The 12,630-nt window shown below is 64.9% G+C and carries 13 protein-coding genes; 9 read left to right on the plus strand and 4 right to left on the minus strand.

Going from position 1 to position 12,630, the window contains the following annotated elements:
• Positions 1-43 precede the first annotated feature (43 nt).
• From FA04_RS26535 to FA04_RS26545, 3 genes are all read left to right on the plus strand, one after another.
• A complete protein-coding gene (locus FA04_RS26535) occupies positions 44-1,144 on the plus strand; it encodes an alkene reductase (protein ID WP_034805489.1) in 1,101 nt (366 codons plus the stop codon).
• 41 nt (positions 1,145-1,185) lie between these two features.
• Positions 1,186-2,202, plus strand: coding sequence for a zinc-binding alcohol dehydrogenase family protein (locus FA04_RS26540; protein WP_034805487.1), 1,017 nt, complete (start codon positions 1,186-1,188; stop codon positions 2,200-2,202).
• A gap of 341 nt (positions 2,203-2,543) precedes the next feature.
• Positions 2,544-3,356: an arginase family protein gene (locus tag FA04_RS26545; RefSeq protein ID WP_034805484.1), complete on the plus strand. Its 813-nt coding sequence runs from the start codon at positions 2,544-2,546 to the stop codon at positions 3,354-3,356.
• Positions 3,357-3,384: 28 nt separating this feature from the next.
• Here FA04_RS26545 and FA04_RS26550 read toward each other — a convergent pair whose 3' ends face one another.
• On the minus strand, positions 3,385-4,434 hold the full coding sequence (locus FA04_RS26550; protein ID WP_034805481.1) for a serine hydrolase domain-containing protein: 1,050 nt from the start codon (positions 4,432-4,434) through the stop codon (positions 3,385-3,387).
• 97 nt (positions 4,435-4,531) lie between these two features.
• Positions 4,532-5,104 carry a TetR/AcrR family transcriptional regulator gene (locus FA04_RS26555; protein ID WP_034805479.1) on the minus strand — a complete coding sequence of 191 codons (573 nt, stop codon included), beginning with the start codon at positions 5,102-5,104 and terminating at the stop codon, positions 4,532-4,534.
• An 89-nt stretch (positions 5,105-5,193) separates the two neighbouring features.
• On the opposite strand from FA04_RS26555, the gene FA04_RS26560 reads away from it, so the two are divergent.
• The 4 genes from FA04_RS26560 to FA04_RS26575 all read left to right on the plus strand — a co-directional run bounded on the left by FA04_RS26560 (position 5,194) and on the right by FA04_RS26575 (position 8,732).
• Positions 5,194-6,102, plus strand: coding sequence for an SDR family oxidoreductase (locus tag FA04_RS26560; protein ID WP_034805465.1), 909 nt, complete (start codon positions 5,194-5,196; stop codon positions 6,100-6,102).
• 129 nt (positions 6,103-6,231) lie between these two features.
• Positions 6,232-6,486, plus strand: a complete 255-nt coding sequence (locus tag FA04_RS26565) for a hypothetical protein (protein ID WP_034805462.1) — start codon at positions 6,232-6,234, stop codon at positions 6,484-6,486.
• A 333-nt stretch (positions 6,487-6,819) separates the two neighbouring features.
• The gene (locus tag FA04_RS26570) at positions 6,820-7,809 is read left to right on the plus strand and encodes a L,D-transpeptidase family protein (protein ID WP_034805914.1); all 990 of its coding nucleotides are present in this window, start codon (positions 6,820-6,822) and stop codon (positions 7,807-7,809) included.
• 83 nt (positions 7,810-7,892) lie between these two features.
• Positions 7,893-8,732, plus strand: coding sequence for a L,D-transpeptidase (locus FA04_RS26575; RefSeq protein WP_082566580.1), 840 nt, complete (start codon positions 7,893-7,895; stop codon positions 8,730-8,732).
• A gap of 48 nt (positions 8,733-8,780) precedes the next feature.
• Here the strand turns inward: FA04_RS26575 and FA04_RS26580 are convergent, their stop codons facing one another.
• Positions 8,781-9,497 carry a L,D-transpeptidase gene (locus FA04_RS26580; RefSeq protein WP_034805459.1) on the minus strand — a complete coding sequence of 239 codons (717 nt, stop codon included), beginning with the start codon at positions 9,495-9,497 and terminating at the stop codon, positions 8,781-8,783.
• 184 nt (positions 9,498-9,681) lie between these two features.
• Positions 9,682-10,440, minus strand: coding sequence for a L,D-transpeptidase (locus FA04_RS26585; protein ID WP_051659717.1), 759 nt, complete (start codon positions 10,438-10,440; stop codon positions 9,682-9,684).
• A 115-nt stretch (positions 10,441-10,555) separates the two neighbouring features.
• On the opposite strand from FA04_RS26585, the gene FA04_RS26590 reads away from it, so the two are divergent.
• Entirely contained in the window at positions 10,556-11,218 is a 663-nt protein-coding gene (locus tag FA04_RS26590; RefSeq protein WP_034805456.1) for a response regulator, read from the plus strand.
• Positions 11,218-12,591, plus strand: a complete 1,374-nt coding sequence (locus tag FA04_RS26595) for an ATP-binding protein (protein ID WP_034805453.1) — start codon at positions 11,218-11,220, stop codon at positions 12,589-12,591. The genes FA04_RS26590 and FA04_RS26595 overlap by 1 nt, the downstream gene beginning before the upstream one ends.
• The last annotated feature ends 39 nt before the right edge of the window (positions 12,592-12,630 follow it).

Genomic DNA, 12,630 nt, shown 5'->3' on the forward strand with positions numbered 1-12,630 from the left:
TGGCCCTGCCGCTATGCGACTGCCCCTCCCAAAGGATCTCACCATGCCATCGCTCTTTTCTCCGATCCCGCTCGGGTCCTTGACCCTACCCAACCGCATCGCGCTTGCGCCGATGACGCGGGCGCGAAGCAGCCAGCCGGGCAATGTGCCCAACGCCCTGATGGCCGAGTACTATGCCCAGCGCGCCTCGGCCGGCCTCATCGTCACCGAGGCCACCCAGATCTCGGCGCAGGGCCAGGGCTACTCGTTTACACCCGGCATCCACTCTCCCGCGCAGATCGCCGGCTGGCGGCTCGTCACCGACGCCGTACACCGGGCCGGAGGCCGCATCATGCTGCAACTCTGGCATGTCGGCCGCATGAGCCATGAGAGTTTCCACGACGGCGGACGCCCGGTCGCACCGTCTGCGATTTCGCCGGACGCAAAGGTCTGGGTGGCCGATCCAGAAACCGGCATCGGCGCGATGGTCGACAGCCCCTTGCCGCGCGCCTTGGAGCTGAGCGAGATCGCCGGCATCGTCGAAGATTTCCGCCAGGCGGCGGCCAACGCCATCGAAGCCGGTTTTGACGGCGTCGAGATCCATGGCGCCAACGGCTACCTGATCGACCAGTTCCTGCGCCGCTCGTCCAACCGGCGCGACGACCGCTATGGCGGCCCGGCCGAAAACCGCATCCGCTTCCTGGTTGAGGTCGCCGAGGCGGTCGCCGGCGAGATCGGCGCCTCCCGGGTCGGCATCCGGCTGTCGCCCTATATCACCCAGCGCAATATGAAGGACGACGAGATCATCCCAACGATCCTGAAGGCCGCGGACGAAATCGACCGCATCGGTCTTGCCTATATCCATCTGGTGGAAGCCGACTGGGACGATGCGCCCGTCATCCCCGACGACTTCCGCCGCGAGCTACGCGCCACCTATTCCGGCCGCATCATCGTCGCCGGCCGCTATGATCGTAAGAAGGCCGAGGCGATCCTTGCCGCCGGTCTTGCCGACATCGTCGCCTTCGGCCGCCCGTTCATCGCCAATCCGGACCTGCCACGCCGACTGAAAGACGGGCTGCCGCTCGCAAGCTTCCACGGGGCCACGCTTTTCGGCGGCAGCGCCGAAGGCTACTCTAGCTATCCGGCACTCGAGCGCGTGGCATGACCGCGGCAATCACACCTCTTCACCCCACAAAGGAGCAACTCATGAAAGCTGTCGCCCTCACCCGCTATCTCCCGGTTTCCGACCCGGAGAGTTTCCTCGATGTCGAGCTCCCGAAGCCGGAGCCCAAAGGGCATGATATCCTGGTCGCGGTCCGCGCCGTCGCGGTCAATCCCGTCGACGTCAAAATGCGCGCGCCGAAGGACAAGGTCGAGGAAACGCCGCGCGTGCTCGGCTGGGACGCAAGCGGCGTGGTCGAGGCCGTCGGTGCTGATGTGACGCTGTTCCAGCCGGGCGACGCCGTCTACTACGCCGGCGACCTGACTCGATCGGGATCCAACCAGCAGTATCAACTGGTCGATGAGCGCATCGTCGGGCGCAAGCCGAAGAGCCTGTCCTTTGCGGAAGCGGCCGCCCTGCCGCTGACGACGATCACCGCCTATGAGGCCTTCTTCGACCGGCTCGGCATCGACCGGGACGGCGCCGACCACGGCCAGTCGATCCTCATCGTCGGTGGCGCCGGCGGCGTCGGCTCGATCGGTATCCAGCTGGCAAAGCGCGCCGGCCTCACCGTCATCGCCACCGCCTCGCGGCCGGAAACCATCGCCTGGGTCAAGGAACTTGGCGCCGACCACGTGGTCAGCCACCGTGAACCGCTGGTCGCGCAGGTCCGCGCGCTCGGCTTTCCCCATGTCGACCACATCGCCATCTTCAACGACATGCGCCACTGGGACGACGCTGTCGAGCTGATCCGGCCGCAAGGCGGCATCGTTTCGATCGACAACACCAACGTGCCCATGCCGATGGCCGGCATGAAGACCAAGGCGGCGAGCCTGCATTGGGAGTTCATGTTCGCCCGCCCGATGCACCAGACGCCCGACATGATCGAACAGCATCGTCTGCTGAGCTTCGTCGCCGACGAGATCGATGCCGGACGGCTGAAGACGACGCTTGCCGAGGTGCTGTCGCCGATCAACGCGGCGAACCTGCGCGAAGCGCATCGCCGCATCGAAACCGGCGCTGCCAAGGGCAAGATCGTCATTGAAGGCTTTGCCGGCTAAGTGCACCAGCTGCCGATTTAAACGAAATCGCTTGCCGCGACATAGATTGCGGCAAGCACCTGTCACCTCTGAAATTTCCGCGGCACCCGCGCCGCGCCAAACGGCCGAGCGACATTGGCGGTCGCCGCGACCCGCGTCGCCCTGTGCACGGCAATCGCATCAACGCTCGCCCCGATGAAATTGCGATCGCGGCGCGATATCGATATATCCACGTAGATATATCGAATCTTCGAGGCTTCCCTTCAAACCAATCCCACAGATCCCCTCGAAAACGCTGAAACAGGCGGGCTTTGCAGGTGCGCCCAATACCGGCGTTAACGCCCACCGAAAATGCAAGGAGAATGCCCGTGCCTTATAAACTCGTCGTCTCCCAGGGACGCATCGCCGACAGAACGTCCGGCGCTATCCCCGGGGCGGCCCTGACGGCCGAAGCGCTGAGCAAGCGCACCGGGCTGCAGCCGACCGTTATCGGCAGCCCGTCACCGGCAAAGGAAGACGACTGGTCGGCAAGCCTGCCTGAGGCCGGGGAGACCCTGGCCGCTTTGCAGGCGGCGATTGCCGCAACACTTGCGCGGGGCAACAAACCACTTTTCATCGCCAATACCTGCTCCGCCAGCCTTGCGACACTGCCGGTCGTCGCGCGGGAACGCGCCGACGCGGTCTTGCTCTGGTTCGATGCCCATGGCGATTTCAACACGCCGCAGACCACCGAAAGCGGCTATCTCGGCGGCATGGTGCTGGCTGCCGCCTGCGGGCTCTGGGAGAGCGGCCACGGCAGCGGGCTGAACCCGGCAAAGGTCGTCATCGTCGGCGCGCGCGACATCGACCCCGCGGAGATGGATTTGCTGCGGCAGGCAGGCGTGTGCATCCTTTCGCCGACAGAAGCGACGCCGGAGGTCATTCTTTCGTTGATCGGCGATGCGCCGGTCTGGATCCATGTCAATTGGGACGTGCTCGAGCCGAAGCATGTGCCGGCCGCCTATGCGATCGGCGGAGGCCTCTATCCGCAGACCTTGCGCGCCATCTTCGCGGCAATCCCGAAAGAGCAGATTGCCGGCATCGAGCTCGCGGAATTCGAGGCGTCTGAGGCGGCGCTGAAGAATGAAGCTGCGATCGAATGCCTGCTTGGCGTCGTGGAACCGTTGCTGGCTTGACGCGGAGCGGCGTCGAGCCGGCGCCCTGTCACCCGTCCGTTTCCGGATCGGCCTTTACGTTCGTGATGATCTCGCCGAGCACCAGATGCAGCGCGTCGCGGTAGCCGTTGCGGGCCGACGGCCCGCTTTCGGCCGATGTCATCACCACCGTCAGATCCAGGTTCGGCACGATGTAGAGCATCTGGCCGCCATAACCCCAGGCGAAATGCACTTCTTCACCGGCGATCTGGCGCTCGAACCAGCCATAACCGTACTCGTCGCCGGAGAAGCGCGAATTGGTTCGATGCTGCCAGGAGGCCGCGACCCACCCTTCCGACACCAGTTGCTGGCCTGACGCCGTGCGGCCGCCATTGCGATAGAGTTCGCCGAAGGCAAGCAGGGAGCGCGGGCTCATCGCCATCTGGTTGCCGCCAAGGTAGATGCCTTGCGGATCGCGATCCCAGGCCCCGATGCGGAAGCCCTCGAGCGGCCCCAGCCACGCGCGCGCGAGCGCCAGGGTCGACTTGCCGCTGACCTTCGTCAGGATCGCCGAAAGCAGATGGGTCGAGGCGGTGGAATAGAGCATCTCACCACCCGGATCGTCGTCGAAGGGCTGGGCAAGCGCCGTGCGCACCCAGTTCCGGCTGGCGACCCATCGCCCATAGTTCGGGCCCGAGAGACGGCCGAGCCCGGCCTGCATCGAAAGCAAATGACCGATGGTGATGTCGTTGATGCGCGGATCAGGCGAGGCCGGCAGGTCCGCCTTCAGGATCGGCGCGATCTTCTGCTCCGGACCTTCGAGCAGCCGCTTGTCGATGGCGATGCCGACCAGCGCCGAGATGATCGATTTCGACGCCGACTTGATGTTGGTCGAGTCCGTCACGCGGTTGCGGCCGTAACCACGCTCAGCGACGATCTTGCCGTCGCGGGCGACGATCACGGTCTTCAGGGGATCAAGCTCTGACCGTGAGGCCAGTTCGTCCAGCAAGGCCGAAATCGGCGATGGCGTCTGAGCCGCGACCGGCAAGGCGACAAGCGTCGAGACGACGAGTGCCAAAGTGGAGATGCGGGCAACGAGGACTGCGACAAATCTGATCATGGATCAGCATCTAAGACCAGCTTGCGCCGCCGTCATCCACCGCACGGCCATCTCACGGCGATTTGACAGACCGGTGAGCACGCCACTGCCGCAGTTGTCAGCCTGCCGGCCGTCTCGCAAAAGCTTCGACGAAGCGCGTCAGGCTCTGCTCGACAAAGACCGTGACCGGCACCTGCGGGTCGAAGCTCCACCAGAGCAAGGATCCCTGCCATTGCGACGCCATCAGCAGACCGAGCCCCGGGCTCGCAGCGGGAAGGCCGGCGAGGCATTCGTCGAGCACGCCTGAGAGCACGTCGCGCCACTTTGCGCCGCGGGCACGGAGCAACGGATCGCGCAGGTCTTCCCGCAGAATCCTGAGGTCGTCGGCATAGCTGTCGATACCGCCATAATCGCCCGAGAGGCCGACGAGCAGTGCGATGGCGCCCTCCGGCGTCCGCGGTACGCTCGCCATCAGCTCCGCCGTCTGCCCGTCCAGCCCGTCCCAGGCCTGGCTGAGCGCCCGCTGGATCAGCTTCGCCTTGTTCTCGAAGCGCTGCACCAGCGTGGCGCCGGAAAGGCCCGTACGTGCAGCCAGCGCCGCGAAGGTCAGGCGATCTGGACCATCGGCCCGCATCAATGCGAAGGCGGCGGCCAGCAGCTCTTCGTCAGGCATGGTTTTTGGGCGAGGCATCTTGACTCTCATTTATAACCGAACAATCATTTATATATCACCCGAGCAAGAAAACGCCAGTCGGCAAGCGGCCGCGAAGGAGAAGAATCATGACACTCGAAGGAAAAGTCGCCCTCGTCGCTGGCGCGACGCGCGGCGGCGGGCGCGGCATCGCGACCGAACTTGGCGCCGCCGGCGCCACTGTTTACGTAACCGGCCGCACCACGCGGCAACAGCAATCCGATTACGGGCGTCCCGAAACGATCGAGGAAACCGCCGAGATCGTCACCAGCCTCGGCGGCAAGGGCATTCCCGCCCAGGTCGACCATCTGCAGCCGGCGCAGGTACAGGCGCTTGTCGAGCGCATCCGCAGCGAACAGGGACGGCTCGACATCCTCGTCAACGACGTCTGGGGCGGCGAGTTGCTGTTCGAGTGGAACAAGCCGGTCTGGGAGCACAATCTCGAAAACGGGTTGAAGCTCCTGCATCTCGGCGTCGATACGCACCTGATCACCGCCCACTATGCCCTGCCGCTGATGATCGAGAAGCCCGGCGGCCTCTTGGTCGAGGTGACCGACGGCACCGCCGAATACAATGCCGAGAACTACCGGCTGTCGCCGTTCTACGACCTTGCCAAGGTTTCAGCGAACCGCATGGCCTGGGCCCACGCCAAGGACCTTTCGCCGCACGGCGCAACCGCGGTTTCGATCACGCCCGGCTGGATGCGGTCGGAGATGATGCTCGAACATTTCGAGGTCGGTGAAGACAACTGGCAGGACGCCACAAAGAACCAGCCGCACTTCGTCATTTCGGAAACACCACGTTTCGTCGGCCGCGCCATCGCGGCGCTCGCGGCCGATCCGGACAAGTCCCGCTGGAACGGCCAGTCGCTGTCGAGCGGCGGGCTGGCGCAGGTCTACGGGTTTTCCGATCTCGACGGCTCGCGGCCCGATTGCTGGCGCTACATGCGCGAGGTGATGGAGGCGAACAAGCCGGCCGACGCAACCGGCTATCGTTAGGCGTTGCCGCCAAAACCCGTCACCGGCAAACTTGAAACGACGGGCGGCCTCCTATAGTTCGGTGTTTCGGGCAACCAAGCGCCGCCGCCCGCCATCCGGATGTGGCAGCGCTATCGAGTGTGATTGAACATGGCATCGCGGGATCGGTATTCGAGAAAGCTGGAATGCGCCAAATGCGGAGCCGCCGGCTTCGCCGAAGCGTCGGAAAACGACAAAGGCAAGGGCAGCAATCGCGGCTTTACCATCGACGTGATGCCCAAGGGCTTCTCGACTGAACGCACCTCTCCCGACCCCGCCAAGCACATGGTGCGCTGCCGCTGCGGCAACGTCTTTGCCTTCAAGCAGAAGACCGTCTATGCGCCCGGCAGTGAGCCGCGGGACTGACGCATCGGGACTTTTCCGGCGCCCGCGTTGAGAAAAAATTCACCATCTTGTCTCAACATCGACCCAATCGGCGGTCAGCTATGGCAGCGCGCGTTCAAGAATTTTTGATCGCGAGCGCCAGGGACAAAGGCTTGCAGCCAGGGCTGTCACCGCTTAATCGCTGAACTTGAGGCTGAACCGAACTGCGTCGAACGCAACCGGCCGGCACACACGCCACACGAAGGACGCTTGGTGGCGGAAGCATTTCCAGGAGCCCGCATGCGGCGCGAGACGATCAAGAGCCCTTCTTCCGAGACACCTCAGGCCGGCAGGATATTCGCGCAGGTGCGACGGATGCGGCATGCCTTGGCGATCGGCGCGATGGCCCTGGCGCTGTCCGGCTGCATGGCGCTCGACGCCGACGACGTGCGCGAGCCACCGCCGATCCCGGCCAAGCTGATCGCCGCCATGGCGAAGAACGGCAGCAAGCCGGAAAGCCCGGTGTTGATCCGCATCTTCAAGCAGGAAAGCGAACTCGAAGTCTGGAAACAGAATAAGCAGGGCCAGTACGCGCTGCTGAAGAGCTATCCCATGTGCCGCTGGTCCGGAAAGCTCGGCCCGAAGATGAAGTCGGGCGACCGCCAGGCGCCGGAGGGCTTCTACCACGTCTCCGCCGGCATGCTGAACCCGAAATCGCAATATTTCCTGTCGTTTAACCTCGGCTACCCGAACCGGCTGGAATCGGCGCTCGGCTACACCGGTGAAGCGCTGATGGTGCACGGCGCCTGCTCGTCGTCCGGCTGCTACGCCATGACCGACCAGGGTGTCGGCGAAATCTATTCCGTGGTGCAACGCGCGCTCGCCGGCGGCCAGGGCACGTTCCAGGTTCAGGCCTATCCCTTCCGCATGACGGCGGAGAACATGGCCAAGCACCGCGGCGACCCGAATTTCGACTTCTGGAAGAACATCAAGCAGGGTTACGACATCTTCGAGGCGACGAAGCGCCAGCCGAAGGTTTCGGCCTGCGGCCGCCGCTACGTCTTCAACACCGATTTCGCCGATGGCGAACCGTCCGACCCGCTTGCCGCCTGCCCGGCGGCGATCTCCACGCCCGATGCCGGACTGGTGGCACGACTGCAATCGGAGGACGCGAAGCTCGCCGGCATGATGACCAACCAGACGTCGGCGCCGCTGAACGCCTATGTCGATGGCGGCATGCATCCGAGCTTCCGGGCGCTTCTTGAGAAAAACGGTGCTGAAAAGCTGGCCGCGAAGATCTCGGGAACTAAGTACCCTATCAGCCGACCCGAAGCGGCGCTGGCGGACCCCTACGCCGGCCTGTGATCGTTCCGTCGGCTGGCGACGCACAATTGACTTAAAAGGTCGGTTGCATCGCCGGTAGCGAATAGAGGACGATCGAGGATTACATGCCCGAAAGAGAGTTCCGCCGCCGCGCCTTCCTGCAGCTTTCCGCCGGGTTGGCGGCCGTTGGTCTCGCCGGCTGCGCCTCGCCGCGGCCTACTGTGACGCGCTCCTATGCGCCGGAACCGGTTCCCGAGACCAACACGTTCCTGGCCGACATGTACGGCGAGAAGCCGAACGAGCCCTACCCGCTGCCGGCCATTCCCTACGAGAAGATCGATCCGCGCTTCTACCGCCAGATGGTCGCCGATCCGACCGGCGAAAAGCCGGGAACGCTGGTCGTCGACGTCGGCAGCCACTTTCTCTATAGGGTCTATGAAGGCGGCCAGGCGATGCGCTACGGCGTCGGCCTCGGGCGTGCCGGTTTCGCCTGGGCCGGGCGCGGCGTCATCCAGTACAAGCGCGAATGGCCCCGCTGGAAGCCGCCGAACGAGATGGTGGCGCGCCAGCCCGAGCTGCAGCAATTCAGCATCGAGGCGGGCGGCATGGATCCCGGCCTCAAGAACCCGCTCGGCGCCCGCGCCATGTACATCTTCCAGAACGGCGAAGACACGCTCTACCGCATTCACGGCTCGCCGGAATGGTGGACGATCGGCAAGTCGGTGTCGTCGGGCTGCGTGCGCATGATCAACCAGGACGTCGTCGATCTCTACAACCGCGTGCCGAACGGCACGCCGATCGTCGTCACCGATCTCTCGGGCGGCGGCATGGTGCAATCGCAGCCGATGCAGGACGCGCAGCCCCTGCCGGATGGGCAACCATTGCCGGACTCCCAGCCGGTGCAGCGGTCGCCCGACTATATGCTGATGGGGCCGGACGGGCTGCCGCTTCCGCAGCCACTTTGAGGCAATCCGTCCGGCAAGGGCGCAGAAATTACGCCAGATTGTCGCCCATCACAGGACGAGCAGCGGCGTCTTGCCTCTGACGCGATCATAGAGATCGATCGCGTCCTGCTGCAGCATCCGCACGCAGCCCGCCGACGCGTTCTTGCCGATCGAGCGCCACTGCGGCGAGCCGTGGATGCGGTAAAGCGTATCCTGGCCGTCCTGGAAGATATACATGGCGCGGGCGCCGAGCGGATTGTCGAGGCCCGGATCCATGCCGCCGGCATCGATGCCGTATTTCTTGAGGTGCGGCTGGCGTGCGACCATGTCGTCGGGCACCGTCCAGCGCGGCCACTTGCGCTTCCACTGCACCACGGCACGCCCCTTCCAGGCGCGGCCGGCCGCACCAAGACCGACGCCGTAACGGATGGCGCGGCCGCCGGGCAGGACGTAGTAGAGGAACATCGTCTGGGTATCGACGACGATCGAATGGGGCGGCTCGGTGGTGGCATAGGCCACTTCCTGGCGCAGGAACTGCGGCTTGATCTCGGTGTGCTGGATGCCCGGGACGTCGTAGCCTTCGTCCTTCACCGGCGCGTAGATCCTGGCATAGTCGAAGGTCTTCGTCGGCACGCCCGCCGCATCCGCCGCCTTTTCCGGCGAGCCGCCATCACCGCCGATCGGCTCGATCAGCTTCGGTTTCGGTTCGGGTTTCGGGATCTGCGTGCAGGCGCTCAAAACAGAGCTGGCGATCACCGCGAGCAGCGACCGGCGGGACAAATTCATCGACACTGTATTCAATTCCAGGGTTGGAGATTTCGGTTGGGAGGTCCGAGGGAAGGCCCAAGCCTGTTGGGCCGAACCGTGACCGAAATGTGGTGAAAATCTTTCTTTGGCGTGGATCGCTTGCGCGAGGCGGTACTCGTTTTCGAAGTGTTGCAGAATTCCCGCGCTCGCTGCCTGCCCTCACCTAACCGATCGCCATGTCGCCCTTGGTCGGATCCGGAATGACGACGATGGTGCTGCCGTCGCGGACCTGATCATGGAGGTAGACGACATCCTGATTGAGCAGGCGAATGCAGCCGGAAGAGACCGCCTTGCCGATCGAAAATGCCTCGGGACTGCCATGGATGCGGTAGAGCGTGTCCTTGCCGTCCTTATGGATATAGAGCGCGCGGGCGCCGAGCGGGTTCTTGATGCCCGGGGGCATGCCGCCATTGGCGATGCTGTAGGGCTGGAGTTTCGGCTGACGCGCGACCATCTCGTCGGGCGGCGTCCAGCGCGGCCATTTGCGCTTGTAGGCGACGATCGCCCGGCCCGACCAGGCAAAGCCCTCGCGCCCGACGCCGATGCCGTAGCGCATCGCCCGCCCGCCCGGCAGCACGTGATAGAGGTATTTCGCGGGCGTATCGACGATCAGCGTGCCGGGCCGCTCACTGGTCGGATAATCCACCTCCTGCCGCCAGAACTTCGGATCGACCTCGGCGATCTTCACCTCAGGGATCGGAAACTGCTCGTCGGGCATCGCATAGTACATCGGCGGCACCGTCCGGCCGGCTGAGGGGCGGACGGGCGTGACGGCTGCCGGCACCACCGCCGGTGTCGGGCGGGCGGTCGCGCAGCCGGTGACGATCAGCGAGGCCGCGCCGATGACAAGGCTGCGGCGGGTCAGCGTGATGCCGGTCTTTTGATCGGCCGTGGAGGAAGAAGGCTCGTGTGCTTCGGTCATATCGGGCATTCAACGGTTCGATTGTTGCAATGCCGCCTCAGAGGGAAGTCCTACCTTAAGGCTGCCTTAAGGGAGCGATTAAAGGATCGCGCTCTCAGAAATGTTAGGAGTAGCGATGCGAGTCCTGATCGTCGAAGACGACGATATCCTTAGAGACGGCCTGAAGGTCGGCCTGGCGCTGGCGGGCTTCACCACCGATGCCGTCGGCACCTGCGATGCGGCCGCGACGGCGCTTGCCGCCAACGGCTTCGACGCGGTCGTGCTCGACCTGATGCTGCCCGACGGCTCCGGTCTCGACATTCTGCGGGACCTGCGCGCCAGGCAGAGCGACATTCCGGTGCTGCTGTTGACCGCACGCGACACCGTGCGCGATCGCGTCGCCGGCCTCGACACTGGCGCCGACGACTATCTCGGCAAACCCTTCGACCTCGACGAGGTCGCCGCCAGGCTTCGGGCGCTGGCGCGACGCTCCAGCGGCCGGGCGAGCGCCGCGCTGGAATGGTCGACGCTCAGGCTCGATCCGGCCAGGCAATCGGTGGAACAGGCGGGCAAGCCGGTGCAACTCTCGCGGCGCGAATATTCCATCCTGCATACGCTGATGTCGCACCCGGGGGTGATCTTCTCCAAGACCAAGCTGGAAGACAAACTCTACGGCTGGCAGGAGGAAATCGAGAGCAACGCCGTGGAGGTGCACATCCACCATCTGCGCAACAAGCTCGGCCCGGGACTGATCGAAACCATCCGGGGCATCGGCTACCGGCTGGGCGGAGCCGGCTGATGCAATCGCTGCGCGCCCGGCTTTTCGCCATCCTCCTGATCACGACGGGGCTCCTGTGGCTATCGGCCACCGTCTGGATCTTCCTCAGCACCCGCGCCGAAGTCGAGCGCGTGCTCGACGCGCGGCTGATGGAGGCGGCGCGCATGGTGAATTCGCTGATCGTCAGCCCAGACATGATGAAGGAAGAAGGCGACACCCATGCCAACCGCCCGGCACAGAGCGCGATCAGGATCCCGCTGCTGGAGCACCCGCATTACGACCGGCAGCTCTCCTGCCAGATCTGGTCGCTGGACGGAACTCTGATCGGCAAGTCGGACAGCGCGCCCGACACAACGCTTGCGCCCCACGCCATGGGCTTTTCCGAAACCGTCATCAACGGCGAGACCTGGCGTGTCTTTGCGGTGGAGAATGCGAGCCTCGGCGTGCGCGTTCTCGTCGGTGACAACCTGCGCATCCGCGACCGGCTGGTCAACGACCTGGTCAAGGGGCTGTTGCTGCCGGCGCTGCTGATCATTCCGCTTCTGGCCGTGCTGATCTGGCTCTGCGTCGGGCGGGGCCTCGCGCCGCTGCGCAAGCTTGCCGGCGACCTTGCCGCGCGTGAAGCCTCCGACCTGCACGCGATCGAGGACACCGGCACGACGCGCGAGATCAGCCCGGTCTTGAAGTCGCTGAACGGCCTTTTTGCCCGTGTCGCCGGCGCCCGCGAGCGCGAGCAGAATTTCATCGCGTTTGCCGCCCACGAGTTGCGTACGCCGCTGGCGGGCCTCAAGACGCAGGCGCAGGTGGCGCTCGCCAGCGACGACGGCGAAATCCGCGAGAAGGCGCTCGGCCAGATCGTCGCCGGTGTCGACCGGACCGGCAAGCTGGTGCGGCAACTGCTCGATATCGCCTCGGTCGAAGCCACCGAGAGCGGCAGGCCGGCGGCCGGTTTTGATGTCGGCGAGATGCTGACAAGTCTTCGCACCGAACTCGCCGGCCAGGCGCGTCTCGTCGATGTTGTCGTCGACGGGGCGATGTCCGGTCTCAGGATCAATATGGATCCGGACCTCTTCCGGCTCGCGGCGCGCAACCTGCTCGAAAACGCCATCAACCATTCGCCACCGGGCGCAACGGTCTCTTGCCACGCCGAGATACGAGGCCAGCATCTGGCAATCGCGATCAACGACGAGGGGCCTGGCATCCCCGAGGAGGAAATGCCGCGCGTGACCGAGCGCTTCTTCCGCGGCCGGTTCAAGGCGGCGGCCGGCAGCGGGCTCGGCCTCAGCATCGTCGAGCGTGCGCTTGACCGAACCGGCGCCGAACTCGAACTGCGCAACCGACCGACCGGCGGCCTCTCGGCTCGCATCGTATTGTCGCAAGGCCTCGCGCCGTGAGCGATCGGGATTGTTTCAAACAGAAGGGGATGCGGGCGG

This window comes from Ensifer adhaerens (assembly GCF_000697965.2).
GTDB classification, from domain to species: domain Bacteria; phylum Pseudomonadota; class Alphaproteobacteria; order Rhizobiales; family Rhizobiaceae; genus Ensifer; species Ensifer adhaerens.

Bases quoted from the DNA above. Each gene is read 5' to 3' on its own strand.
- FA04_RS26535 (WP_034805489.1), top strand. From the start codon at position 44: ATGCCATCGCTCTTTTCTCCGATCCCGCTCGGGTCCTTGACCCTACCC.
- FA04_RS26540 (WP_034805487.1), top strand. From the start codon at position 1,186: ATGAAAGCTGTCGCCCTCACCCGCTATCTCCCGGTTTCCGACCCGGAG.
- FA04_RS26545 (WP_034805484.1), top strand. From the start codon at position 2,544: ATGCCCGTGCCTTATAAACTCGTCGTCTCCCAGGGACGCATCGCCGAC.
- FA04_RS26550 (WP_034805481.1), bottom strand. From the start codon at position 4,434: ATGATCAGATTTGTCGCAGTCCTCGTTGCCCGCATCTCCACTTTGGCA.
- FA04_RS26555 (WP_034805479.1), bottom strand. From the start codon at position 5,104: ATGCCTCGCCCAAAAACCATGCCTGACGAAGAGCTGCTGGCCGCCGCC.
- FA04_RS26560 (WP_034805465.1), top strand. From the start codon at position 5,194: ATGACACTCGAAGGAAAAGTCGCCCTCGTCGCTGGCGCGACGCGCGGC.
- FA04_RS26565 (WP_034805462.1), top strand. From the start codon at position 6,232: ATGGCATCGCGGGATCGGTATTCGAGAAAGCTGGAATGCGCCAAATGC.
- FA04_RS26570 (WP_034805914.1), top strand. From the start codon at position 6,820: ATGCGGCATGCCTTGGCGATCGGCGCGATGGCCCTGGCGCTGTCCGGC.
- FA04_RS26575 (WP_082566580.1), top strand. From the start codon at position 7,893: ATGCCCGAAAGAGAGTTCCGCCGCCGCGCCTTCCTGCAGCTTTCCGCC.
- FA04_RS26580 (WP_034805459.1), bottom strand. From the start codon at position 9,497: ATGAATTTGTCCCGCCGGTCGCTGCTCGCGGTGATCGCCAGCTCTGTT.
- FA04_RS26585 (WP_051659717.1), bottom strand. From the start codon at position 10,440: ATGACCGAAGCACACGAGCCTTCTTCCTCCACGGCCGATCAAAAGACC.
- FA04_RS26590 (WP_034805456.1), top strand. From the start codon at position 10,556: ATGCGAGTCCTGATCGTCGAAGACGACGATATCCTTAGAGACGGCCTG.
- FA04_RS26595 (WP_034805453.1), top strand. From the start codon at position 11,218: ATGCAATCGCTGCGCGCCCGGCTTTTCGCCATCCTCCTGATCACGACG.